This is a genomic window from Acinetobacter lwoffii (genome assembly GCF_024129355.1).
GTDB classification, from domain to species: domain Bacteria; phylum Pseudomonadota; class Gammaproteobacteria; order Pseudomonadales; family Moraxellaceae; genus Acinetobacter; species Acinetobacter lwoffii_I.
The window spans coordinates 54,763-80,674 of record NZ_JAMXXP010000011.1 but is presented as its reverse complement, the minus strand read 5'-3'; the positions used below and the strand labels follow the sequence as shown (position 1 = coordinate 80,674).

General features: G+C 43.7%; 24 protein-coding genes. 10 read left to right on the top strand and 14 right to left on the bottom strand.

Annotated elements, in window-relative coordinates; translation table 11 throughout:
* Positions 1–115 precede the first annotated feature (115 nt).
* Both NI468_RS07890 and NI468_RS07885 read left to right on the top strand, forming a co-directional pair.
* Positions 116–928 (top strand): hypothetical protein, encoded by an 813-nt coding sequence (locus NI468_RS07890; protein WP_253101173.1) that lies wholly within the window; start codon positions 116–118, stop codon positions 926–928.
* A 100-nt stretch (positions 929–1,028) separates the two neighbouring features.
* Complete coding sequence (locus tag NI468_RS07885; protein ID WP_253101171.1) at positions 1,029–1,916, top strand: DMT family transporter; 888 nt, start codon at positions 1,029–1,031, stop codon at positions 1,914–1,916.
* Positions 1,917–1,990: 74 nt separating this feature from the next.
* On the opposite strand, the gene pcaD is transcribed toward NI468_RS07885, so the two are convergent.
* The 12 genes from pcaD to NI468_RS07825 form a co-directional block, all read right to left on the bottom strand.
* Positions 1,991–2,770: a 3-oxoadipate enol-lactonase gene (gene pcaD, locus NI468_RS07880; protein ID WP_253101168.1), complete on the bottom strand. Its 780-nt coding sequence runs from the start codon at positions 2,768–2,770 to the stop codon at positions 1,991–1,993.
* 68 nt (positions 2,771–2,838) lie between these two features.
* Entirely contained in the window at positions 2,839–4,044 is a 1,206-nt protein-coding gene (pcaF, locus tag NI468_RS07875) for a 3-oxoadipyl-CoA thiolase (RefSeq protein ID WP_004731114.1), read from the bottom strand.
* A 133-nt stretch (positions 4,045–4,177) separates the two neighbouring features.
* Positions 4,178–4,834, bottom strand: coding sequence for a 3-oxoacid CoA-transferase subunit B (locus NI468_RS07870; RefSeq protein ID WP_004731112.1), 657 nt, complete (start codon positions 4,832–4,834; stop codon positions 4,178–4,180).
* 19 nt (positions 4,835–4,853) lie between these two features.
* The gene (locus tag NI468_RS07865; protein WP_004731110.1) at positions 4,854–5,525 is read right to left on the bottom strand and encodes a 3-oxoacid CoA-transferase subunit A; all 672 of its coding nucleotides are present in this window, start codon (positions 5,523–5,525) and stop codon (positions 4,854–4,856) included.
* A 37-nt stretch (positions 5,526–5,562) separates the two neighbouring features.
* Complete coding sequence (gene benE, locus NI468_RS07860; RefSeq protein WP_004894958.1) at positions 5,563–6,783, bottom strand: benzoate/H(+) symporter BenE; 1,221 nt, start codon at positions 6,781–6,783, stop codon at positions 5,563–5,565.
* Between the two features lie 58 nt (positions 6,784–6,841).
* Positions 6,842–7,627: a benzoate diol dehydrogenase BenD gene (benD, locus tag NI468_RS07855; RefSeq protein WP_005106868.1), complete on the bottom strand. Its 786-nt coding sequence runs from the start codon at positions 7,625–7,627 to the stop codon at positions 6,842–6,844.
* A 17-nt stretch (positions 7,628–7,644) separates the two neighbouring features.
* Positions 7,645–8,661, bottom strand: a complete 1,017-nt coding sequence (benC, locus tag NI468_RS07850) for a benzoate 1,2-dioxygenase electron transfer component BenC (protein ID WP_164543253.1) — start codon at positions 8,659–8,661, stop codon at positions 7,645–7,647.
* 90 nt (positions 8,662–8,751) lie between these two features.
* On the bottom strand, positions 8,752–9,243 hold the full coding sequence (benB, locus tag NI468_RS07845) for a benzoate 1,2-dioxygenase small subunit (RefSeq protein ID WP_005096959.1): 492 nt from the start codon (positions 9,241–9,243) through the stop codon (positions 8,752–8,754).
* Positions 9,240–10,628: a benzoate 1,2-dioxygenase large subunit gene (gene benA, locus NI468_RS07840; RefSeq protein WP_253101165.1), complete on the bottom strand. Its 1,389-nt coding sequence runs from the start codon at positions 10,626–10,628 to the stop codon at positions 9,240–9,242. The genes benB and benA overlap by 4 nt, the downstream gene beginning before the upstream one ends.
* Before the next feature lie 71 nt (positions 10,629–10,699).
* Positions 10,700–11,620: a catechol 1,2-dioxygenase gene (gene catA / locus NI468_RS07835; protein WP_253101162.1), complete on the bottom strand. Its 921-nt coding sequence runs from the start codon at positions 11,618–11,620 to the stop codon at positions 10,700–10,702.
* Between the two features lie 154 nt (positions 11,621–11,774).
* Positions 11,775–12,065: a muconolactone Delta-isomerase gene (catC, locus tag NI468_RS07830; RefSeq protein ID WP_004647036.1), complete on the bottom strand. Its 291-nt coding sequence runs from the start codon at positions 12,063–12,065 to the stop codon at positions 11,775–11,777.
* A gap of 13 nt (positions 12,066–12,078) precedes the next feature.
* Entirely contained in the window at positions 12,079–13,188 is a 1,110-nt protein-coding gene (locus NI468_RS07825) for a muconate/chloromuconate family cycloisomerase (protein WP_004647035.1), read from the bottom strand.
* A gap of 115 nt (positions 13,189–13,303) precedes the next feature.
* Here NI468_RS07825 and NI468_RS07820 point away from each other — a divergent pair, with 115 nt between their 5' ends.
* The 3 genes from NI468_RS07820 (at position 13,304) to NI468_RS07810 (ending at position 17,246) form a co-directional block, all read left to right on the top strand.
* Positions 13,304–14,215, top strand: coding sequence for a LysR family transcriptional regulator (locus NI468_RS07820; RefSeq protein ID WP_253101159.1), 912 nt, complete (start codon positions 13,304–13,306; stop codon positions 14,213–14,215).
* Positions 14,216–14,444: 229 nt separating this feature from the next.
* Positions 14,445–15,818, top strand: coding sequence for an MFS transporter (locus NI468_RS07815; protein WP_253101156.1), 1,374 nt, complete (start codon positions 14,445–14,447; stop codon positions 15,816–15,818).
* 108 nt (positions 15,819–15,926) lie between these two features.
* The gene (locus tag NI468_RS07810) at positions 15,927–17,246 is read left to right on the top strand and encodes a DcaP family trimeric outer membrane transporter (RefSeq protein ID WP_253101153.1); all 1,320 of its coding nucleotides are present in this window, start codon (positions 15,927–15,929) and stop codon (positions 17,244–17,246) included.
* A 48-nt stretch (positions 17,247–17,294) separates the two neighbouring features.
* Here NI468_RS07810 and NI468_RS07805 read toward each other — a convergent pair whose 3' ends face one another.
* Positions 17,295–18,716: an aminotransferase-like domain-containing protein gene (locus NI468_RS07805; RefSeq protein ID WP_253101150.1), complete on the bottom strand. Its 1,422-nt coding sequence runs from the start codon at positions 18,714–18,716 to the stop codon at positions 17,295–17,297.
* A gap of 378 nt (positions 18,717–19,094) precedes the next feature.
* Between NI468_RS07805 and NI468_RS07800 the strand changes: the two genes are divergently transcribed.
* From NI468_RS07800 to NI468_RS07785, 4 genes are all read left to right on the top strand, one after another.
* Positions 19,095–20,732, top strand: a complete 1,638-nt coding sequence (locus NI468_RS07800; RefSeq protein WP_253101147.1) for a long-chain-fatty-acid--CoA ligase — start codon at positions 19,095–19,097, stop codon at positions 20,730–20,732.
* 298 nt (positions 20,733–21,030) lie between these two features.
* Positions 21,031–22,053 (top strand): flavin reductase family protein, encoded by a 1,023-nt coding sequence (locus NI468_RS07795; protein WP_253101142.1) that lies wholly within the window; start codon positions 21,031–21,033, stop codon positions 22,051–22,053.
* A gap of 42 nt (positions 22,054–22,095) precedes the next feature.
* A complete protein-coding gene (locus NI468_RS07790; protein WP_253101139.1) occupies positions 22,096–23,262 on the top strand; it encodes a fatty acid desaturase family protein in 1,167 nt (388 codons plus the stop codon).
* A gap of 260 nt (positions 23,263–23,522) precedes the next feature.
* The gene (locus NI468_RS07785) at positions 23,523–23,873 is read left to right on the top strand and encodes a hypothetical protein (protein ID WP_004280391.1); all 351 of its coding nucleotides are present in this window, start codon (positions 23,523–23,525) and stop codon (positions 23,871–23,873) included.
* An 82-nt stretch (positions 23,874–23,955) separates the two neighbouring features.
* Here the strand turns inward: NI468_RS07785 and NI468_RS07780 are convergent, their stop codons facing one another.
* The gene (locus NI468_RS07780; RefSeq protein WP_180049363.1) at positions 23,956–24,666 is read right to left on the bottom strand and encodes an HAD family hydrolase; all 711 of its coding nucleotides are present in this window, start codon (positions 24,664–24,666) and stop codon (positions 23,956–23,958) included.
* A 281-nt stretch (positions 24,667–24,947) separates the two neighbouring features.
* Between NI468_RS07780 and NI468_RS07775 the strand changes: the two genes are divergently transcribed.
* Complete coding sequence (locus NI468_RS07775) at positions 24,948–25,841, top strand: LysR family transcriptional regulator (RefSeq protein WP_005106887.1); 894 nt, start codon at positions 24,948–24,950, stop codon at positions 25,839–25,841.
* The last annotated feature ends 71 nt before the right edge of the window (positions 25,842–25,912 follow it).

Here is a 25,912-nt window from a genome sequence, read left to right as displayed (position 1 = left end):
AGTCGTTTAAATTCCCCATCATTAAATCTAGTTAAATTTTCATATTTCATGGGGCTAGTATAAACAATTTTTTACTTTCGCAAGAGATCTAATCTATGCATATTATAAAGAAGTAATGTTTAGGAAAGATTATAGATACTCTTTTCAAAAATCCTTTTTTGATTTTATTGAAAATAATGCAAATAAATTCAGTCCTGAAGTAAATTATATTTTTTCTTTTATAGATAAATTGCCATTTAAACTGTTAAGTAAAGTTTATTCTAATCCAAATTTTCAAAAAATAATTGAAACTTTAACACCTGATCATTTTTCAAAATATATTGAATATTTAGAGTCTAATCACAGAAATATAGAAAAAATTGATGCTTGGACTAGTACATTTGAATCTAAAAAAAGTGAAGTATCAGAATTAGAAAAGCGTCTTGAAAAAAATAAACAAACTTATGATTTCGTTTTGCTCAATAAAGGTTTTAAAGAGCTTTATGATCAGAAAAAAATAGAGTTAGATAATGCAAAAGGTACTTATAGCTTTGTTGCAGCAACAATGTTTTCTATACCTTTTGTGGAATTAGGTGCATTAATTGGAGCATTTTTCTATTTTGATGGAAAGCTACCTACTGGTATGTGGTTTATTTCTATTCCCTTCATTACTTTAATTTTAATTACGTTATATCTTTTAAAAATTTCTTTACAAGACAAAAGAGCAGTCCAATCTCAAATGATGCAGCTAGAACTTCGCATGGCACTGTGTCAGTTCATCCATAACTATGCTGAAGATTCAGAAAAACTGCATAAGAAAAATGCAGCAGGCTTTGAGAAATTTGAAAATATTATCTTTTCACCGCTAGTTTCATCTGATGACAAGATTCCAACCACCTTTGATGGAATGGAGCAACTTGCCAAATTAGTGAGTGAATTTAGAAAGTAATCCAAACTTTCCGCTATCGGCGAGTATCCTATTTTTAATTAGTCAGCGCTTTTACTAAGGCATAGAATTAATTTACTTTTGAGGTAATAGCGATCAGTAGATGGCATTCAGCTGGATTTTCTTCACTTTAATGGCTGCATTTATGCAGGCTTGGCGTAACGCCTTTCAAAAACAGCTTAGTACCACGGTGGATGTGTGGGGAGTCACCCTGGCACGCTTTATTTTTGGCTTGCCATTTGCTGTGCTGTACCTGAGCAGCCTGTATTATTTCAAGCCGGTTGAAAGTGTGGCTCACTTCACCCCAAAGTTTTGGATCTATGTAGTAATTGCGGGTTGCAGTCAGATTTTAGCTACGGCACTGATGGTGCAACTGTTCAAGCAAAAAAATTATGCCGTTGGAGTGGGGTTGGCGAAAAGCGAAGCCATTTTAGCCGCCATTATCGGCGTGACCTTTTTAGCGGATCATTTGTCATTCCTGGCGTGGATTGGTGTGGCACTAGGCGGATATGCGGTATTTTTATTGAGTAAAGGCCAACAGGTCAGTGGGTTTTCAGCCAGAACACTGGCTATTGGCATCGGAAGCGGTTTAAGTTTTGCCATTACCTCACTACTGGTACGCGAAGCCAGTTTAGAATTAACCACTTTACCAACCTTGCATCGTGCGGCCTGGGTGTTGTTAATGGTGATCAGTTTTCAGTGCCTGAGTATGCTGCTTTATCTAAGCCTATTCAGCCGCCAGACTTTAGTGGCCATGTGGCAGCGTCTGGGCTTAACTTTTAAAGTGAGTGTGTGCAGTTTTATGGCATCACTAGGCTGGTTTACTGCCATGAGCATGATGAGTGTGCCGGTCGTGAAAACCTTAGGACAAATTGAGATTCTGTTTAGTATGCTGATTTCGGCATATTTCTTTAAAGAAAAACTGGCACGTACCGAGCATTGGGGTCTGGGCTTAGTAGTGATTGCAGCGATTTTAGTGATCTGGGCCTGATGTAGAACCAGTTTTTTAAATCTAAGCATAAAAAAGCCACTGATCAACAGTGGCTTTTTCTTTGCCTCTAGTATTTAAGCTGCAATAAATTTCTGAACTGCCTGATTAAAGGCTTCAGGTTGCTCCACATTGGAAATGTGCGAGGCATTGATTTCAAACAACTGGCTTTGTGAAATTTCAGCTTGCATGGCTTGACCATCTGCAACCGTCGTCACAGGGTCTTGCTGACCAGCCACAATCAGTACCGGCACTGAAATGGTTTTAATCTGTTCACGTAAATCCGCCTTAGCCAAAGCTTCGCAACAACTTGCATAACCTTCCGGGCTGCCAGCTCCAAGGTCGTTTGAAAGTTCTGCAACTGTCGCTGCGTTGCTCTGGATAAAGGGATCGGTAAACCAGCGTGATGCTGCAGTAGATGCAATCGGTTGTAAACCTTGTTCACGAACGAGGGCGGCACGGTCATTCCAGGCCTGTTCCTGACCGATTTTTGCTGCTGTGTTGCAGATAATCACGTGGCTAAAACGTTCAGGTTTGTTAATCGCTAACCATTGACCGGTTAAACCACCCATAGAAATGCCACAGAATGCCGCTTTCTGGATGTTCAGGTGATCCAGCAGATTCACTACATCCTGTCCTAGCTGGTCCAGGCTATACGGACCTTGCGGTGCAGAGGAAGCTCCATGACCACGGGTGTCATAACACACGACAAAATAGTCCTGCTGGAAAAATTCAATTTGTGGTTGCCACATGCTGAATTTAGTGCCCAATGAGTTAGAAAAAACCAGGGCAGGTTTGCTGGCATCACCAAAAGTCTGGTAATTGATCTGGGCATCGTTGGATGTAAATGTTGGCATTTTTTAAGTCCTTAATCTTATAAATCCTCCTAAATCCCCCTTTATGAAAGGGGGACTTTGAATGAGGATTAAACGCGTTCAATAATCAAAGCGATGCCTTGACCGACACCAATACACATTGAACAAAGACCGTATTTACCGCCAGTTTGTTCCAGCTGGTTGAGTGCGGTTGTGACTAAGCGTGCGCCAGATGCACCAAGTGGATGGCCCAAAGCAATTGCACCACCATTCGGATTGACTTTCTCTGAACCATCTTCAATGCCAAGGTCACGAGTACAAGCCAAAGCTTGTGCTGCAAAAGCTTCATTCAGCTCGATCACATCCATCTGCTCTAAAGTCAGACCGGTTTGCGCCAGTAATTTCTTAATGGCAGGTGCTGGACCAAAGCCCATGATACGTGGTTCAACACCAACGACGGTTGAACCAATAATTTTGGCACGTGGTTTTAAGCCATGTTGAGCAATTGCTTCATCAGACGCGATCAACAGGGCAGCTGCACCATCGTTAATCCCTGAAGCATTACCCGCCGTTACCGTCCCCTCTGCTTTCACCACAGGCTTCAGTTTTGCCAGAGCTTCTGCAGTGGTAGATGCACGCGGATGTTCATCAGTATCGACAACCACCGGATCGCCTTTACGCTGTGGAATCACTACAGGAATAATTTCATTTTTATAGAAACCTTTGGCCTGTGCTGCTGCAGTACGTTGCTGGCTGGTCAAGGCAAACTTGTCCTGGTCTTCACGGTTGATGTTGAACTGTTCCGCCAGATTTTCAGCCGTTTGCGGCATGGTTTCTACGCCGTACATTTCTTTCAGTTTCGGATTGATAAAACGCCATCCCATGGTGGTGTCTTCAATCTTCTGGCTACGGCCATACGCCGTTTCTGACTTGCCCATCACGAATGGGGCGCGTGACATGCTTTCTACACCACCAGCAATAATCAGATTCGCTTCACCGGCTTTAATCGCACGTGCTGCCATTGCGATGGCATCCATCGATGAACCACACAGGCGGTTCACGGTCGTCGCTGGTACCTGATAAGGCAAACCTGCAAGCAGAGAAGACATACGACCGACGTTACGGTTGTCTTCACCGGCCTGATTGGCACAGCCATAGATCACGTCATCGACCTGTTCCCAGTTCACACTTGGATTACGTTCCATCAAAGCTTTAATTGGCAGCGCACCTAAGTCATCTGCACGGACAGGCGCGAGACCACCGGCATAACGGCCGAATGGGGTACGGATGGCATCGATAATATATGCGTTTTTCATTGTGTATTTGCTCACATATTTAAAAGAAGAAAACTCCTCCCTTTTTAAAGGGAGGTTGGGAGGGATTTAATGAAGTAGTTTTATTCCTCAAATCCTCCCTAAATCCCTCCTTTAATAAAGGAGGGACTTCCCCTTAATTTGATTGAGTCGCATCAATCAGTTTGGCACCAGTCAATGACTGCAATTCTTCAAATGACAGACCTTCAACTTTCTCAATCACTTTCATCCCTTCAGGGGTGACATCAATCACGCAGAGGTCGGTATAGATACGGTCGACACATTTCAAGCCAGTAGCCGGATACGTCAGTTCAGCCACGATTTTTGGCTCGCCTTTTTTGGTCACGTGGTCAGTCGTAATAAAGACTTTCTTCGCGCCCACAGCCAGATCCATCGCACCGCCGACTGCTGGAATTGCATCCGGTGCACCGGTATGCCAGTTAGCCAAGTCACCATTTTCAGCGACCTGGAACGCGCCCAGTACGGCGATGTCTAAGTGACCGCCACGCATCATCGCGAAAGAATCACCATGATGGAAGAATGAACCGCCTTCAAGTAAAGTTACGAATTCTTTACCAGCATTAATCAGCTCAGGATCGCGGTCTTCTTCAGCAGGAGGAGGACCGAAAGCCAACAGGCCATTTTCAGAATGCAGGAAGACGTCTTTATCGCTTGGCAGGTAGCTGGAAATCTTGGTCGGTAAACCAATACCGAGGTTCACATAAGCGCCATCAGGAATATCTTGTGCCACACGTTCAGCGATCTGGTCACGGGTCAGTTTGCTATAGCTCATTATTTATCTCCGATGCCAATTATTGTGCAGGTTTAACTTGAACAACGTGTTGAACAAAAATTCCCGGGGTGATGATGTGTTCCGGATCCAGTGCACCCAGTTCAACCACTTCAGAAACTTGAGCAATCGTCACATCCGCAGCCATCGCCATAATCGGGCCGAAGTTACGCGCAGATTTACGGTAGACCAGATTGCCCCAACGGTCGCCTTTAGAAGCTTTAATTAAAGCAAAGTCAGCTTTAATTGGATTTTCTAAAACGTAGTCTTTACCTTCGTAGTTCATGGTCGGTTTGCCTTCAGCCAGCAAAGTACCAAAACCGGTAGGCGTGTAGATTGGACCTAAGCCCATACCTGCTGCCTGAATACGGCAAGCCAGATTACCTTGCGGCACCAGTTCCAGTTCGATCTTGCCTGCACGATAGAGTTCGTCAAATACCCAGGAATCTGACTGACGCGGGAAAGAACAGATAATTTTACGCACAGCGCCCGCTTTAAGCAGTTTCGCCAGACCATAATCGCCATTACCGGCATTATTGTTGACAATAATCAGGTCTTTAATACCCAATTCGATCAGACCATCAATCAGTTCAGCAGGCTGACCCGCTGTACCGAAACCACCGATCATAATGGTAGAACCGTCCTTGATCTGGGAGAGTGCTTCTTTCAATGATAATGAACTTTTATCTATCATAATCTGGTCCTTACATATCCTAAACTGATGGATGTCTTTAAACTCGTTTTGAATCTGATGCTGTAACCGGAACTGCGTTACGGTTTTTCTGTGACAGCAGAAAATGTGCTACCAGGCCAATGCAAATTCCCCAAAAGACTGAACTCAGTCCCAAGAAATGCATGCCGGAAGCAGTCGCTAAAAAGGTGATCAGTGCTGCATCACGTTGCGACTCTTTGCCCATGGCCACGGAAATGTTGGTGGCAATCGCACCCAGTAATGCCAGTCCTGCCAAAGCCGCAATTAATTCTTTGGGCATCAGGCTAAAAAGCATGACAATGCTGCCGGCAAATAAGCCGCCTAAAATGTAAAAAAGCCCATTCGCCACACCAGCGATATAACGCTTTTCTTTCAGCTCGTGGGCATCTTTCCCCAGACACAAAGCAGCTGTGATCGAGGCCAAGACAATCGTGATACCACCTACACAGGCCACTGCAAGCGAGGCAATACTGGTTGCACTAATAATTGGCTTGGCGGGCATGTCATAACCACTGAGTTTGATAATCGCCATTCCCGGTAAAAACTGGCCAGACAGGCTGACCAGAATCAGGGGGAGGGCCAGATTCAGGGTTGAACTCCAGGTCCATTCTGGTGCAATAAATTGCGGAATCGCCAGACTGAAATCTGCTGTGACCGGGTTAATCTTACCCAATAACATGCTTAAAACCACACCGGCAACCAGCACCCAGACCATGGCATAACGTGGACTGAAACGCTTGGCCAGCAAAAATACCGCCAGCATGCCAAAGACGATATAGGGCATGGTATCGGTCGCGGTAAACAACCCTAAACCAAACTGCAGTAAAATCCCCGCCATCATTCCGGCAGCGACTTCCTGGGGAATCCAGGACAGCAATTTGTCGAAATAACCGGTAATCCCAATGAAAAAAATCACCACGGCAGAGGTGATATAGGCAGCAACCGCTTCATTGAGCGAAATATCAGGAAACAGCGTGACTAATAAAGCCGTTCCGGGTGCAGACCAGGCGGTGACGACAGGTATTTTGTATTTAATCGATAAAAAGATACCTGCGAGTGCAGCACCAATAGAAATTCCCCAAATCCATGAAATCATCATGTCCGGGGAAACCTGGGCTTGCTGCGCCGCCTGGAAAAAAATGATCAGTGGCCCTGAATAGGAAATCAGCACTGCTAAAAATCCTGCAACAGTTGCTGAAATTGACCAATCATTTTTTAATGTCTGAAACAGGGTATTCATTGGTGATGTGCCTCCTTGCGTCGAACCATGAGCCTGTTAAAAATCGTGATGATCAGGACTAGCCTTGATCACCACCACCGACTGGTACCACGGTACCTGTCATATAAGATGATTCATCGGAAGCCAGGAATACAATCGCATTCACTTGCTCCTGAATCGTACCGTAGCGTCCCATGAAAGTACGGTCAATGGTCTGATCAACCACTTGCTGCATCCATTCCTTTTCAGATTCAGTCAGTGGATTGGCATTGCGCGGTACTTTACGTGGTGGTGCTTCAGTACCACCTGTCGCGATTGCATTGACACGGATTCCGTCTTTAGCATGTTCAAAGGCAAGGGAAGCGGTCAGGCCGTTCACACCACCTTTCGATGCCGAATATGGCACACGGTTAATGCCGCGTGTCGCAATAGAAGATACGTTTACAATGGTACCTTTCTGATTTTTAATCATTTCCGGAAGTACTGCACGGCAGCACCACAGCGTCGGGAACAATGAACGGTTCACTTCCTTGATAATTTCCTCTTCAGAAAATTCTTCGAAAGGTTTCATCCAGATCGCGCCACCCACGTTGTTGATTAACGCATCGACACGGCCATAGGTTTCTAGGGCTTTTTCAACGACTGACTGGGCACCAGCAAACGTTTCCAGATTGGCTTTCACGGTAATCGCATCACCGCCAGTCGCTTCAATTTCAGCCAGAACTTCTTCCACATAAGGGGAAAGGTCAGCCATGACGACTTGAGCACCTTCGCTCGCCACTTGCAGCGCGACACCACGACCGATGCCTTGCGCGGCACCGGTCACGATTACGACTTTATTTTCAAATCTTTGACGATTAGACATTGAACAAATTCCCTCTATTAGTTGGCAGAGAATTTTTCAAACAGGAAGCTTGCAGGTTTTACGCCTTCAGCATCCAGCCAGCCGCGAACCGCTTCAACCATTGGTACAGGGCCACACAGGTAGACATCTACATCACCGCCATTTAGCCATTCGTTTTCGATATGACCGGTGACATAGCCTTTACGCTCATGTGCAGATTCTGGGTTAGCAACTACTGTACGGTATTCGAACCACGGGAATTTTTCTTGCAGTTCGTTCAGTTTTTCAATCGCTACCAAGTCGAAATCATTGGTCACACCAAATACTAAACGCACTGGATGTTCTGAATTTTTTTCTTCCAGCACTTGCAGCATCGACATGAATGGTGCAATACCTGTACCACCAGCCAGCATCAAGACAGGACGGGTCACAGGGCGCAGGTAGAAGCTACCAAATGGACCGGTAAAAGTCATCTTGTCGCCAGCTTTGGCATTTTTACTTAAGAATTCACTCATTTTGCCGTTCGGTACGTTACGTACTACGAAACCGGTCAAACGGTCACTCGGTTTTGAGCTGAATGAATATGAACGGGTTTCAGTCGTGCCCGGAATACCGACATTGACATATTGACCAGCAAGGAAGTGAATGTCCGGTTGACCTTCATCTAACTGGATGTCAAAAGTAATAGTCGAATCAGACAGGTTTTCGACACGAGCCAGCGTACCCTGGAATTCATGAATTTCAGTTTTGCAAACTTCTGAAGAGGCCTGAATCTGGAACACTGCATCTGAAGTCGGTTTACATTGGCAAGCCAGAATAAAGCCTTCAGCGGCTTCTTCAGGAGTTAAAGCATCTTCAATATAAGTTTCTTCAGGCATGTCATAAGAACCTGATTCACAAAACGCACGACACGTTCCACAAGCACCATCACGGCAGTCCAAAGGAATATTGATCTTTTGACGGTAGGCTGCATCTGACAGTGTTTCACCATCTGAAACAGAAATAAAACGTGTAACGCCATCTTCAAATTGAAGTGCAACATTGTGGTTTGACATGGCTGAATATCCTATATAAATCTTTGTAACTGAGCCTTTCAGCCAATTTTCCATCTGACCGAAAGGCATAACCTAGCTGTATAAACAGTCTTAGAGGTGATAAATGTCGATAACCTGGTTGATGTAATCGTTTTTCAGTACCACGTATTTGCTTAAAATTTGCGGTTTATCGCCTGAGAAATCGATTTCATAACGAGACATACCGAAGTAGCTGTAACTTGTTTTGTAACGGAAGCTCAGAGTATTCCAGTTAAAACGTACAGTCACTTTGTCGCCATCACGTTCTACAATTTCAATATTGCTGAGGTTATGGCAGGTACGTGTGTCCGGCATGGTTGCAGACGAACGTTCAGTCTTGATACGGAACACACGGTCTTCCAGTCCTTGACGATCCGGGTAGTAAATCAACGAGATTTCAGACTGTGGATCTGTGGTCAGCTTGTCATCATCATCCCAAGCTGGCATCCAGAAAGACGCAGTAGGGGCATAACAAGTTAACCAGTCATCCCATTGTTCATCATCTAAAAAGCGGGCTTCTTGATACAGGAACTGAGCAATATTTTCTAAAGTGATGTCGCTCATGCGTTTTCTCCTTCAGTGGATGCTGCAATTTCTTTCTCGGTCGCAATACCTTTTTTGATCAATTCTAACCAGTACTGGTGCTGAGACAGGTATAGACCTTCATCTTCAGTTTTAATACCAGACAGTTTTGGTTTTAAACCGATTTCATTGGCAGCATCATCCGGACCTTGAATCCAGTGTTTAGAACCACGGCACATGTCGTTCCATTCCAGCGCGATACCGGCATAACCTGCCTGACAAGCACGGAATTCTTCAAGATCGTCTGGTGTCGCCATACCTGAAGCGTTAAAGAAATCTTCATACTGACGGATACGACGGGTACGCGCTTCAGGCTCTTCACCCACAGGCGCGATACAGTAAATCGTCACTTCAGTCTTATCGACAGAAATCGGGCGCAGGACACGGATTTGTGAACCGAACTGATCCATGAAGTAAACGTTTGGATAGATACACAGGTTACGTGAACGTTCGATCATCCACTTCGCCATAGCTTCGCCATATTGCGCAGTGTATTCATCTTTCTTGGCAAAGTTAGGACGGTCTTCCGGGTTAGCCCATTGCGTCCAAAGCAGCATGTGACCGTGTTCAAAGCCGTAAGAACCACCGCCTTGTTTGCCCCATGCACCTGCGCTCATGGCACGGATGTTGTCGCCAGCTTCTTTTTCTTTACGTTGCTGAGTCGTTGCAGCATAATTCCAGTGTACAGCAGACACGTGATAACCATCAGCACCGTTTTCAGCAGTCAACTTCCAGTTACCTTCATAGGTATAAGTCGAAGAACCACGTAAAACTTCCAGACCTTGCTCAGACTGATCCACGATCATGTCAATGATTTTAGTCGCTTCACCCAGGTATTCTTCCAGAGCAGGGACATCCGGATTCAAGCTGCCGAACAGGAAACCTTTATAGCTTTCAAAACGCGCAACCTTTTTCAGGTCATGGGAACCGTCTTTGTTAAAGCAGTCTGAATAACCCGCTTCAGCCGGATCTTTAACTTTTAATAACTTGCCGGAGTTATTAAACGTCCAGCCATGGAATGGGCAAGTATAAGTTGCTTTATTGCCTTTCTTGTTACGGCACAATTGTGCACCGCGATGCGAACAGGCATTGATCATGGCATTCAGTTCACCTTGACGGTTACGTGCAATGATGATCGGCTGACGACCCATATAGGTAGTATAGAAGTCGTTATTGTTTGGAATCTGGCTTTCATGTGCTAGATAAACCCAGTTGCCTTCAAAGATGTATTTCATCTCAAGGTCAAACAGGGCCTGGTCTGTAAATACTGAACGGTGTAGTTTAAATTCACCAGATTCATAATCATCAACCAGTAATTCGTCAATGCGGTCTAAATGGCTGGTGTTAATTACGGGAATACGAGGCATGTCCTTTCTCCGACTTTCCAAGGGGGAAGTCAGCGGGATATATCTCACGGCATATCCCGCTTCTTAATGTATTAAGCGCTAGCGCGGCGACGATCAACTTCAGTAGAAGGTGCGTCTTGTTTCTCTTTCACAAGTTCAATATCAAATTGAATGTGTTTGAAAGGACCGTTGAGACCACGTTTTGCAATTTCAGCTTCATCAGTCACGTCAACCGCAGTTGCCACCAAGCCTTCACGAGTCGCAAATGCAAAGTCATCCCACAGGTATTGGTCGCCTTCAATATTGAATTGAGTAGTCAGCTTGCGGTAACCCGGTGCAGATACAAAGTAATGTACGTGCGATGGACGGTTACCGTGACGGCCTAATTTGTCCAGTACAAACTGAGTTGTACCTTCTGGAGGGCAGCCATAACCCACTGGCATTGTAGTCAATGCAGTATATTGACCATCTGCAGCGGTAATGATGCTGCGACGCAAGTTAAAGTCAGATTGCGACTTGTCAAAGAACGAATAGTTGCCCAGGCTGTTGGCATGCCAGACTTCAACTTTTGCACCTTCAATGATGTTGCCGTCAGTATCGGTCACTGTGCCTTCAATAATCAGGGTCGGAATTTTGCCTTCTTCAGAACCGTCATCCATACGCGCAAAACCAACTGACTCAGGTGCACCTGCAACATACAGCGGGCCTTCGATGGTACGTGGTGTACCACCTGTAATGCCTGCTTTGGCATCTGCTTCATCCGCGCGTAAGTCTAAGTAATGTTCCAGACCAAGACCTGCAGCCAGTAAGCCTAATTCATTAGCTTGACCTGCATCAGTAAAGTATTCCAGACCTTTCCAGAGTTCAGTCTGAGAAATATCAAGATCTTCGATAGCCTGGAAAAGGTCACCCAATAAACGCACAACAACTTGTTGTACACGTTCATCTACAGGACCTGTCGCTGTATCAACGTTCATTTGCTTAACTAATGCATCAATTTCTTGGCGATTCATACTATTGCTCCTAAAGTATGTCTTTCATCTTTTAGTGGCGCACTTTTTTAGCTTTCATTGGCTGGCTAAATCTGGCTGGCCACAATCCTTGTTGAGGTACCCTCTGTTTTCGATTTGGAAGGGGAATCCGGTGACTCCCAATCCGCTCATTCAATCAACTGTCGTCATCTCGAACTGAAGATGGGTGACGGTTTAATGCCATTACTTCAATGTTCATATAAGGATAGAGAGGCAAGCCTTGTAACAGGTTGTGCAACTCTTCATTGCTTTCAACATCAAAAATACTGATGTTTGAGTACTGGCCCGTGATGCGCCAGATATGACGCCATTTGCCTTGACGCTGTAATTCCTGTGAATAAGCCTTTTCAACAGCCTTAATTTCGTTTGCCTGTTCAACTGGCAGATCACGTGGAATGTTTACATCCATACGTACGTGAAAAAGCATGGGTTTCTCCTAATTACTGACGACGCAAGTTGTCAATCTTGTTTTCATCCAACTCAATCCCCAGACCTGGTCCTTTCGGAATCTCAAGTTCAAAGTTTTGATAGTTGAGTGGGGTTTTCAAAATATCTTCAGTCAGCAGTAGAGGACCAAACAGCTCGGTACCGAACGCCAGACTTTCAAAAGTAGAGAACACATGTGCCGAAGCAATTGTGCCTACCGGGCCTTCCAGCATGGTGCCGCCATACAGGTCAATACCTGCAAGTTTGGCAATCTTGCCTACTTCGCAACCTTCAATCAGGCCACCCGACTGGGCAACTTTGACTGCAAAAACAGATGAACCGTTTTGTTTGGCAATCTCATACGCTGAGTGCGGGCCCATTAACGATTCGTCTGCCATGATGGCAACATCAAAACGTCGGGTCAGACGGCGCATGGCATCCAGGTTATCAATTGCACATGGCTGTTCAATCAGATCAACACCGCCATCTTGCAATAACTGAATGCCTTTAATCGCTTCCAGTTCTGACCAGGCACGGTTCACATCCACACGGATTGAAACGTCTTTGCCTAAGGCTTTCTTAATTGCCAGCACATGTTCAACATCTTCTTCTACCGGACGCGAACCGATTTTCAGTTTGAAAATGTTGTGACGTTTTGCCGCAACCATTTTCTCTGCTTCCGCAATATCTTTTTCGGTATTGCCAGAAGCCAATACCCAAAGAACTGGAATACTGTCACGTAAGCGGCCACCGAGGACTTCGCTTAATGGCAAACCTAAACGTTGTGCCTGAATGTCTAAAAGTGCAGTCTGAATCGCACATTTGGCAAAACGGTTACCATTAATATTCTTTTTGATTGCTTGTAATGTCTGTGCAACATTTAAACCGGATAATGTTTTTAAAAGAGGCGCAAAATAAGTTTCAATATTAACTTTTACGCTTTCCGGGCTTTCATCACCATAACCTAAGCCACCGATAGTTGTTGCTTCACCCCAACCGATGTAACCATCTTCAGTGGTGATTTTGACCAATACCAGGGTCTGGGTTTGCATCGTCGCCACTGCCATCTTGTGAGGGCGAATGGTTGGAATTTCTACCAGCAAGGTTTCAACTGACTTATACATAATTACGCTTCACATTCTTGCTTTAATGTTTTGACTTGATATACCTTAAAAGAATAATGTTGATTGGTCTAAGATCGATTTAGCATTTTTTTATACTTTAAAGGTATGCAGGAATATGGAACTCAGGCATTTGCGTTACTTTGTCGCAGTCGTCGAAGAACAAAGTTTTACCAAGGCGGCAGAAAAACTGTTTATTGCTCAACCACCTTTGAGCCGACAAATCCAAAATCTAGAGCAAGAGCTCGATATTCAGCTATTTGAGCGTGGTAGCCGCCCGCTAAAAACCACCGAAGCCGGTCAATTTTTCTATCAGCACGCTGTTAAACTTTTGTCTAATGCTGAAGAAATAAAATCGATGACCAAACGGATTGGCATTGCTGATCGCACCATAACCATCGGTTTTGTTGGCTCTTTACTGTTTGGTTTGCTGTCACGGATTTTATTTTTATTTAAGCAGCAGCATCCTTATCTCAAAATCGAGATGATGGAAATGAATACCTATGAACAGATTCAGGCGCTGAAAGAGGGAAGAATTGATGTCGGTTTTGGACGCTTGAGAATTTCAGATCCAGCAGTGAAACGGGTGTTGCTGCGTGAAGAACGCCTAGTAGTGGCGGCTCATTCAAGTCATGTACTGGCTCATCGTGAAAATATACATTTATCTGAACTGGTCGATCAGCATCTGTTCTTATATCCGAATACTGGAAAGGCAAATTTCTCTACCCAAGTTCGTGGCATATTTTCCGAGTATGGTCTGGAACCGAAAAATATCCGGATTGTCCGTGAGTTACAGCTGGCACTGGGCTTTGTCGCTGCCGGAGAAGGCGTCTGCATCGTGCCGGAAAGTGCGCAAAACATTAAATTAGCCCATCTCAACTTTGTACCTCTAGCAGATGCTTTTGCAGTGAGTCCTGTCTTTATGGCCATGCGCAATATGGATGAAAGCGAATACATTCGTTACCTGTTTGATGCGGTATATCAAGTCTATGATCTTGAAGCGCTAAAATACGATCGATCGGTATTTTAATCGCTAAAAATTGTGCGAATGATATAGCGCCAAAACCTATGAGGACGTGATAAAAACAACCTGTTTTAGAAAACTTCATGATTGAATAATATATTTATTAATTAATTGAATAGTTTAATTTTACCCAGACCTTATAGGTATAAAGCCATGCCTATTCAGTTTTAGACATTTTTTCCTATTTTCTGCATTGTGAGCAGCATAAGTTGAACTTCACAATTAGGAGGTGGAGATGTCTACAAATAAAGTGAATATAAATACGCTGATTGATGAAGCGAAATTCACACCCTTTCACTGGGGTATTTTGATCTGGTGTTTGCTGATCATTATTTTTGACGGTTATGACCTGGTCATCTATGGAGTGGCGTTGCCGCTACTGATGCAAGAATGGTCGCTAAGTGCGGTACAAGCGGGAATGCTGGCCAGTACTGCCTTATTCGGGATGATGTTCGGTGCCATGAGTTTCGGAACCTTGTCCGATAAACTTGGCCGTAAAAAAACCATCATGATCTGTGTGGCCATTTTTAGTGGATTTACTTTTATCGGTGCCTTTGCTACATCACCAGTCGAGTTCGGAATTTTACGTTTCCTGGCTGGCCTTGGAATTGGCGGTGTCATGCCTAACGTCGTGGCATTGATGACCGAATATGCGCCTAAACGCATCCGCAGTACATTGGTTGCCCTGATGTTTAGTGGTTATGCCATTGGCGGGATGACTTCTGCGTTATTAGGTGCATGGTTGGTGCCACAATTTGGCTGGAAAATCATGTTCCTGCTTGCAGGCGTTCCATTGCTCATCTTGCCGATTCTATGGAAATATCTGCCAGAATCCCTGATGTACCTGACCAACAAGCAACAGACGGCTCAAGCACACACTATTATTCAGAAAATTTCTCCGACACAGGTCATCAACAGTGACACCCAGTTTGTACTGAATGAAGTACAAAAAGGGGATGAGGCACCATTAAAAGCACTCTTTCAACAAGGCCGTAGTTTCAGTACCTTTATGTTCTGGCTGGCATTCTTTATGTGCCTGTTGATGGTCTACGCCTTGGGTAGCTGGTTGCCAAAACTGATGATTCAGGCAGGATACTCGCTGGGTGCAAGTATGATCTTCCTGTTCGCACTGAATATTGGCGGTATGGTAGGTGCCATTGGTGGTGGATATCTCGCAGATAAATTCCATATCAAAAAAGTGCTGACTATCATGTTCTTATGTGGTGCCATTGCATTGATTCTGCTTGGTTTTAACAGTCCACAATTCGTTCTGTATACCTTGATTGCTGTAGCAGGCGCTGCAACGATTGGCTCACAAATTCTGCTCTATACCTTCGTGGCGCAGTATTATCCATCGACAGTACGTTCTACCGGTATGGGCTGGGCATCAGGTATTGGACGTATTGGTGCAATTGTTGGGCCGGTACTCACTGGTGCTTTATTAACCATGAATTTACCGCATCAAATGAACTTCTTTGCAATTGCGATTCCTGGCGTAATCGCTGCGCTGGCAATTTTCCTGGTGAACTTAAAAACTTCCGTAGATGGCCAAGCCCTTGCAACACCTGATGTGAAGCCGAATCCATTGGCAAAAGAAGCGACACATTAAGTTAGATTTCAATCAATAAAGATAATATTCCCAATGATATAGATCGCCATCGTAACGGGTGGTGATCTGTTGCTAGAATCGAAACGCATAATAAAAAGCGAGTTTAGGATGAACACGACACAATTATTTAATCAACCAACAATCACATTCAAACGCACAGTTCTGATGAGCATGATGGCAATGAGTTTAGGGGGCATCAGCTTGTCGACTCAAGCACAAACCTCAGCTCAGTCGAATCAGCAGGAAATTGAACAACTGCGCCAAGAAGTTCAGGCTCTACGCGCACTAGTTGAGCAACAGCAAAGACAGACGGCCGTGGTCACAGCACATGTTGCAGCAACACCCGCTCCAGCAAGCAAACCTGTCATGAAAATTGCCAGTGGTGCCGAATTTAATCTTTATGGAAATATTCGTGCCGATGCCTCTTATCAGGCTGAAGGTGGTTCAGCAGCACGTATGTATAACCAGATTAATGCGGTACCTTTAGAAGGTGTCGGTGAGCGTAGTGATGAATTTAAATCTACTCTGGCTGCAACCCGTTTAGGCATGGATTTTAAAGCACCAGTCGGTGCTGGAGATAAAGCTTTAAGCGGTAAAGTTGAAGTGGATTTTCTGGGCGGCGCAAGCTTTGATAATTTGCGTATCCGTCATGCTTATATCAGCTATGCCAACTGGTTGATCGGTCAAACCTGGTCGAACTTTGCGGTGCCAGATTATATTCCAGAAACTGTAGATGCATTGGTTTACGCTGGCGGTTCAATTAAACGGACACCACAAGTTCGTTATACCAGCACCATCAGTCCTGAAACCAATCTGGTATTTGCAGTAGAAGATCCTAAAGATGCAACCATTACTGGTATTAAACAACGTCTACCTGCTTTAACAGCACGTTTAAATCATAAATTTGCTGATAATCTTACAGTCAGTGCCCGTGCGATGGGGAATGAAAAGCGTGTCAATGAAGATGAAAAAATGGCATGGGGTGTAGGTTTAGGTGCCAAGTATGATGTTGTGCCGGGTACAACGCTCAAAGCCGACTATTACCATGTGAAAGGCGATAGCAGCTTTGTGTCTTATGCCAATACGGGTGTGATTGCTGCAAATGGCGATTTATTACAAAGCGAATTTGATTCAATTTCAGTCGGCCTAACCCAGCAGTTTAATGACAAATTGCGCGGTACATTGGGTTATGGCTATATGAATTTTGATCAGGATACTGGTTATTTGGCTGCTCCTGGTCTGAATCTAACAGCAGTGAACAAAGACCTTTGGCAGACTTGGGCCAATGTGTTCTATAACCCTACAAAACCGCTGAGTTTCGGCCTGGAATATGTCTATGGCGAACGTGAAGCATTGGGTGCTGCACCAAATGGCAGTACAAAAGGTGAAGACAACCGAATTAATGCGGTTGCTATTTACAACTTCTAAGACTTCTTTCAATGAGAGAGTCTGATCTGTAACAGAAGCGTGGATGAATTAATCCGCGCTTTTGCTATTTTGAAGAATGGTTTCTGCCAGCAGATTGACTGCATCTTCAATCTTGGCTGTCCATTCAAACGAACAATTCAGGCGAATATAATGTTGGCTTGCAGGCTCAGGCTTAAACAGCAGTGCAGGGGCAATTGAAATATGTTGTTGAAGTAATTGTTCATAGAGCTGCTGGGCATCGACTTCTTTAGGTAATTCAATCCAGAGAAAATAACCACTTGAATAATAGTAAATTTCACAGATGCTTCCCAAACGTGCTTTAAGTTCCTGATAAAATTTCTTTTTATATTTTTCCAGATGCTGCCTTAAATGCCGCAAATGTTTTTCATAATGATGATGTGAAATAAATTCGACCAGCGCATTTTGAAGTAAGGGGCTGACCGTTAAAGTGCTCATGAGCTGTAAGTGCTGAATGGCATCGGAAAATGGACCGGCATACACCCAGCCGACACGTGCGCCCATTCCCAGCGTTTTCGAAAATGAGGCACAGTGCAGCACCATCTGATGTTGATCAAAATATTTAACGGGTAACGGCTTGGCTACACCATAATTTAATTCCTGATAAACATCATCTTCGATTAAATACACCTGATATTCATACAAAAGTTCCGCGATTCTCTGTTTGATTTCAGAACTGACGGTAAAACCAATCGGATTATGGGCATTCAGCATCAGCCAGCAAACCTTGATCGGATACTGTTTTAAAGCCTGTTCAAATGATTCCAGATCAAAGCCAAACTGTGGATGTTCTGGAATCGTAATCACCTGTAATCCCAGACGTTCGGCTGCCTGCCAAGCGCCATAAAATATGGTTTGCTGCAACAGAATAAAATCACCGGGTTGAGTTAAGGCCTGTAAAGATAGATTCAGTGCTTCTAGTGCGCCGGACGTAATGACAATGTCATCCGGATTGCAGGTAATCCCTTGCAATTGATAACGGTTGGCAATCAGTTGCCGCAAGTCCTGATTGCCAGGCGGCATATGATTCTGATTGTTGTAACTGCTTTTTCTTTTGGCCTGCTGTGCCAGAATTTGCATAAATTTGGCGTTATATAACAGCTCTGCATTGGGAAAGGCTGAACCAAAAGGTACAATTTCGGCTGACTGAGTCGATTTTAAATAATTAAATACCACCGAATTGATTTGAATTTTAGGATTTAAACCAATCTGGGTGGACTGTTTGCTATTGAGCAGTGCTTGAGTGTGTTCTGCAACGTAATAGCCCGATTTGTCTTTGGCATAGAGCAGCCCTTGCGCTTCAAGTTCCTGATAAGCATTGAGTACAGTCATCAGGCTATAACCAGATAATTGGGTCTGTTCGCGAAGTGAAGGCAATTTTTCATGTGCCTTCCATACGCCATTTTCAATCATCTGACGGATATTCTGTGCCAGTTTTTCAGACTTATACATACACTTTCTTGAACTATAACTGTTCTAATTATTTTGATTTATAGCATATTTTAAGATGCTTAATATAACAAAAGGGAGGACTAGGCTTATTGTCATTCTATTTTTAAGCTTGAGTCTTGATGCACGACAATTAAAGTGAAAATCAGATCTCAGATTTTCTGTGGAAATTTTATCTCTACATAAATTGTATTCCCATTTTTATACGCCTCAGTCACTTGGCTTAATTTGTCACAATTCGATACTTACAAAGTTAGATTTCCTTGCTAAATTCGGTCCACATGATGATAAAAAGTAAGTGACGGTCTAAGACCGAGCCATCATGCAACTATAACAACGATACGCAAATACGGACCAATAACAAGCGCAAAGGAGTGGAGAATGCTCGGAAATATGATGTTTCAGCCTTTACTGATCAGCAGCATGATTGAACATGCAGGACGCTATCATGCCGATACCGAGGTAATTTCCAAAAATACCGATACCAGTATTACAGTGACCAATTGGGGAGAAATTCACCAAAACTCGAAACGTTTTGCCAATGCATTACAACAACTCGGCTTAGCGCAGGGAGATCGGGTCGCGACTATTGCCTGGAATAATCATCGCCATTTAGAGTCCTGGTATGCCATTTCTGGCAGTGGCCTGGTCTGTCATACCATTAACCCGCGCTTATTTCCGGAACAGCTGATTTTTATTATGAATGATGCTGCGGATCGCGTGGTGCTGTTCGATAAAACATTTGTCCCTTTAATTAAAGCCGTGAAAGCGCTGTTGAGCTCAGTCGAGCATTTTATCTGTCTGGATGCAGCTGATCCGGCAGTTAGAGAAGCGATACCAGAAGTACAATTTTATGATGATCTGATTGCCGGCCAAAATGCAGATTTTGAGTGGCCAACACTTGATGAAAACTCGGCAAGCTCTCTGTGTTATACATCAGGAACCACGGGCAATCCCAAAGGTGTGCTGTTTAGCCATCGCTCTACGGTATTACATAGCTATGCCATCATTTTACCTGATTCCTTAAATGTCTCGGCTGCCGACATTATGTTGCCTGTGGTGCCGATGTTCCATGTGAATGCGTGGGGCACACCGTATGCCGCTGCGATGGTGGGATGCACTTTGGTCCTTCCTGGACCGGGCCTGGATGGCGCCAGTCTGGTCAACCTGATTGATAATTATCAGGTTTCGGTAGCACTTGGTGTGCCGACCATCTGGCAGGGTTTGATTGCCGCCGCAAACCAGTCAGGCTCCAAACTGGAAAGCCTAAAACGGAATGTAGTGGGCGGATCGGCATGTCCACCGGCCATGCTAAGAGCTTTCAAAGAACAGTTTAATTGTGAAACGATCCATGCCTGGGGCATGACGGAAATCAGTCCACTGGGTACAGCGAATCAGCTCAAGACCAAACATTTGCATCTGTCTGATGAAGAAAAATTACAGATTCGGCTGTCCCAAGGCCGTCCGCCATTCGGGGTTGACCTACGTTTGACTGATACAGAAAAAGGGACGCACGAAATTGAACGTGATGGACAGACCACAGGAAATTTACAGGTCAAAGGGCATTGGGTCATCAGCCATTATTTCGGCAAGGAAGAATCAGCTTTGACTGCTGACGGCTGGTTTGATACCGGCGATATTGCTACGCTGGATCAGGATGGCTTTATGAAACTCAGTGACCGTTCTAAAGATCTAATCAAGTCTGGCGGAGAATGGATTTCATCGGTGGAGCTGGAAAATATTGCCATGGGGCATCCGGAAATTGCGATGGCTGCCGTAATTGCCGCCCAGCATCCTAAATGGGATGAGCGCCCGGTATTGATTGCCATTAAAAAACCGGATAGCCAGCTAAGTGAAACTGATCTGCTGGAATATTATGCGGACAAGGTAGCCAAATGGCAGATTCCAGACCGAGTCGTATTTGTTGATACGATCCCACTCAGTGGTACTGGTAAAATGCTGAAAAAGGATCTGCGTGAATTATATGGGACTATTCTTTTGGAGCAGGCAGCAGGTTAAAGCGTCATTTAATCTGAAAATCCCAACATGAAGTTAAAAAACTGATCTCGAATAGAGGTCAGTTTTTTTATGTACAGGCTAAGCAGCGTTGTCTATTTAAAAATGCTTTTTCTCAATCCATATCGCCTTGATCGCTACTTTTAGACGATATTGTCCGACAAAAAGTCATATTATATGGCTTAGGCACATAATTTGACCTGTATTGACATGGTCTGAATGTGAAAATTCTTTATCCTGAGCAATATAATAATTAGACAGTTGTACATTAATGAAGCTGTCTGCGGATAAGGGGATAAAAATGACAAGCATGCCAACCTATCAGCCGCATTGGATCCGGGAAGATTTCATTGATTTTATTGGTGAAAAAATCCATCCAACCTGGGCAATCAAAAAAGTTAAGGCTGCCGTTATGGGCATTCAAGCCATCAGCCCTGACTTTTTCAAGATTCACTTACGTCCAAATCATAATTTTAAAGCCAAGTCATTTCAGGCCGGCCAGAATATTGCAGTGACCGTCAGACTTGATGGCGTACGTCATCAGCGACATTATTCTGTAGTGACGGTATTAAAAAATGGCGATCTGATCATTGCGGTTAAACAGCAGGGCAAAGTGTCACGTGCCTTAAGTCTGATGCAAATTGGTGCCGTGATAGAAATTTCACAGCCGCAAGGTGAGTTCACATTGCAAAAATCCACGCAGCCGATTTTATTCCTGGCTTCAGGCAGTGGTATTACCGCCATTTACTCCTTGCTGCAAAAAGCAGTCATTCAATCTCTGGAACAGATCGACCTGATTTATTTCACTCGAGATGATGCCTTTCATGCTGAACTGAAAACATTGGCTCTTATGCATCCAAACTTGAAATATCACCATTTCAATACTGTGGAATACCAGCAGCATCTGACACAGAGCTTATTGCAAAAGCTGGTGCCAGACTTTGCAGAACGAAAAATTTATGCTTGTGGCTCCGCCGGGATGATGAAAGCTGCACTTCGCATCGTCGATAAACTGGATTTGAAATCCAATTTTCATTCAGAATATTTCCAGATTGTGGTCGATGAAAAAATTAAAGCACAGCCGGTACAGTTTTTAAGATCACAGCAGGAATTTCAGGCGCAGTCCAACTTACTGGAAAGTGCCGAAAAGTCTGGCTTGCGACCAGCACATGGTTGCCGGATGGGTATCTGCAATACCTGTTCCTGTACAAAGGTCAGTGGTTCGGTACGAAATGTCCTGACTGGTGAAATTGATCATGGTAATAATACCCAGATCAAACTGTGCATTTCTCAGGCAGTGAGTCCTGTGGTAATTAATTTATAAACTATTGATAAGCCATTAATTAAACTATAAGAAGGTGCTCCCATGAATATGCAAATTGATTTTAAACGACATAGCAAAAGCCAATTTCTCAGTCCGGAACAGATTGAGGAATTCGGTGCCAAAGTCGATGCGATCCGCCGCGAGGTCATGGATGATCTGGGGGAAAAAGACGCCGAATATATTTATAAAATCCGCAACTTTGTCCGCTATAGTGAAATTGCCTCACGTGGCATGCTGATGTTTGCCGGCTGGTTGCCACCAGTATGGCTGGCAGGGACAGGTCTGCTCGGTCTTTCCAAAATCGTGGAAAATATGGAACTCGGCCACAATGTCATGCATGGCCAGTTTGACTGGATGAATGATCCGAGTCTGAATGGGGTGACGTATGATTGGGATACGATTTCAACCGGCGATGACTGGAAATATACGCACAACTATATTCATCATACCTATACCAATATCGTCGGAATGGATCATGATGTCGGTTATGGTCTGATTCGGGTCAGTGAATCGCAAAAGTGGGAACCACGCTTTCTGTTTAATATTCCACTGGGCATTCAGTTAATGGTATTTTTCGAATGGTATGTTGGCTTGCAACGCCTGCATCTGGAAGATGTGATTGCTTATAAAACAAAGACCTGGAAAGAAGTCTGGGAAGAAGCAGCACCTTTGCGCCAAAAAATGCGCCGTCAGGTGTTAAAAGATTATGTATTTTTCCCGATCATTGCCGGGCCAAATGCCATTCCGGTATTTACCGGAAATGCGGTGGCCAATGTGATTCGCAGTCTATGGGCTTCTGCCGTCATTTTTAACGGTCATTTCACTGAAGATGCTGAAACCTTTGAAATGGACAATACCGACAATGAAACCCGTGCCGAGTGGTATTTACGCCAGATTCGTGGTTCGAGCAATTTTAGTGGAACAACCTGGCTACATATCTTGAGTGGCAATTTGAGCCATCAGATTGAGCATCATTTATTCCCAGACATGCCCGCCAATCGCTATGCGCAGGTTGCGCCAAAAATCAAAGCGCTCTGTGCAGAATATGGCATTCATTATAACGAAGCCAGCTTTATGAAACAGTTTTCTACTGTATGGGTAGGTCTCGCTAAATGTTCTCTACCGAATCACTGGACTGAGCAGGTGGTTGAAAAAACCCATGCTGCCAAATCTGTATTCAACTACTTTAAAGCGAAACTATTGTCATAATTTTTTAAGCGTTACTTATTCACCGTTTTGGTAATCCTCAATAGATTTGGATGGTCTATTGAGGAATTTTTTTTGAGTTTTATCAGATTCAATATCATTAGAATGATTCTGTTTATGAATAAAATATGGATACAGATTTCAAAAAATGACGAAAGCAAAACAGATCCAGTACTGCTGAAACGCTTTGCCTACAACAACCTGCTTCAGCCCTAAGTGCTTCTCTCTATAATGGCCGCGTCGTTACACTTAAGGTCTCGGTTTTGAAACATCTTAAATATTTTTCAGCAATTCCATTATTAGTACTTTTAACTGCTTGTAACACCACTGAAGCACCCGCACCAGATTATCAGGGCAACTGGAAAAACACCGTGGAAAATCCAAAACTTGAAAATATTCTGGTTATTTCAAAAAATGGTGAAAATTATCTGATTACCAATACGATCAAAGATAAGGAAACCGGTAAAACCGAGAAAAAGAATCCAATGCCCGCTGCAGTGAACGAAAATGGCATGCTTCAGTTGAACGCAGGTGCAGGTATGGTCGATTTCGCAATCGATGAGAAAACCGGAAATCTGGTTGGTTCTGGCTCAATCTATAAAAAAGCCAAATAGGCAGTAAGATTTTTAAGCCACAAATAGTATTCAAGATGTCATGAATAAGGATATTTCATGGCATCTTTTTTAGTGGATGTTTTTATTGAATGAAACTCAATAATTCAGCAAAATCCTCGACAAAATAATTCGCTTTGGCTTTGATCAAATCTATTTCATGAGCGGAGTGCTGATCATAAATTGCCACCACCTCGATGCCTGCATGATTTGCTGCTTCTACACCGACCAAAGAGTCTTCAATAATTAGACATTCCTCAGGTCGAAGGTTAAACACTTGCAAAACATTCAGGTAAACCTCGGGATGAGGTTTAATGTTCTGGACATTTTCACGGGTGAGAATCAAGGCAAAATTATCCTCAAAGCTGATTTTAGAATTAATATTTCGATTGTTATCCTGATAGCGCTGTACATTGAATAAACTGGTGGTGGTGGTCAAAGCCAGAGATATCTGTTGCTGTTTTAAAGCCTGAATCAGGAGATCTGCCTGAGGTTTTAACTCGACGATATCATCCAGAAAATGTCGGGAAATTGTATAACGGCGATTTTTTACCTCTTCTTTAGCTGGTTTAAAACCGTATTGTTCTTTTAAAAATCCACAATATTCCAGATAAGGATCTGACATATGTCTCAAGGCGGTAAGCTGAAGATCGCGCTGTTGCTGAATCTCATGTAAATCGACTTTTCTGTTGGAGAGCTCATCAATCAGGGCTGCATCGACCTGATTCCAGATGCCCACAGAATCAATCAACGTACCATCCAGATCAAAACAGACCAGTTTTTTACCCTGAAACATAGAAGATTTCTCTGTATTTTTACCATTTATTCAGTGCGGCTGAGTATATCGCATACGATTTAAATGTTTAACTGACCTGAGCAAACCGGGCTGGAAATTTTACACTAAGGTACTTTTTAATGGATTTATTCATCTGGCAAAAGTATTTATTTACGGAAAATTACAGCGAGTTTAATCCTGAAAATAGTTGCGAAGTGTTATATTTTAATCTGAACCTCAATAGACTTATGCGGATGAAAGACCTGTCCGAATGATGAGAAAGTTAAAGGAAATGTATTTCTGTGTTTGAACTTGACTGTAAATTGCTCAGTATTTTTTATTATGTCTATAAATTTAAAAACGTATCCCAGGCAGCCGATCATTTAGATATGAGCCAGCCTGCGGTGAGCAATCTGCTGAATAAAATTCGCCAGCATTATGGTGATCCTTTATTTTTACGTATTGGCAATGAAATGCTGCCGACAGACCTGTCCAAACAGCTCTTTCCCTTGGTCAGTGAAGCACTGAGCAAAGTTGAAGCAATCAATAATTTTACGATCAATTTTGATCAGGTCACTTCACAGCAGCGCTTTACACTGGCGATGACCGATGTATCGCATCTGGTGTTATTGCCAAAAATTTCACAGTATCTGAAGCAGCATGCATCCCATATCCGTCTGAATGTGCGTCCGATTACCTCTGAAACCAGTTATCAGATGGCCAATGGCGAGATTGATCTGGCTTTAGGCTTCTTGCCAAATCTGGAGAATGGCTTTTATCAGCAGAAACTGTTTGAACAGTATTATGTGGTGATCGCGGCGAAAGACCATCCGCGACTAACGGGTGACTGCATCACGACCGAAGAGTATTTACGTGAAACCCATATCGATATTGATGCCGGGATGGGGCATTACCATATTGAAAATGAATTGCTGAATCTGGAACTCAAGCGTGACATTTTGATGCGTCTGCCCAGTTATCTGGGGGTAGGGCTGGTGGTACAAGAAACCGATGCAATTGCGACTGTACCTTATTATTTGAGCGAAGTATTACTATCGCGTGGCAATCTCAAGATTTTTAATGCACCAATTGCGTTCCCGACCTATTCTGTGAAGCAGTACTGGCATATGTCTTGTCATCATAAAACCAGTCATCAATGGTTACGTAATATGCTGCATGAGATTTTAAGTAAATAGCTCTACCGCTTAAATAGTTTGATTGAGTTCTCATCTCTAGATTTTACAATTCCCGGTTCAAGCCGGGATTT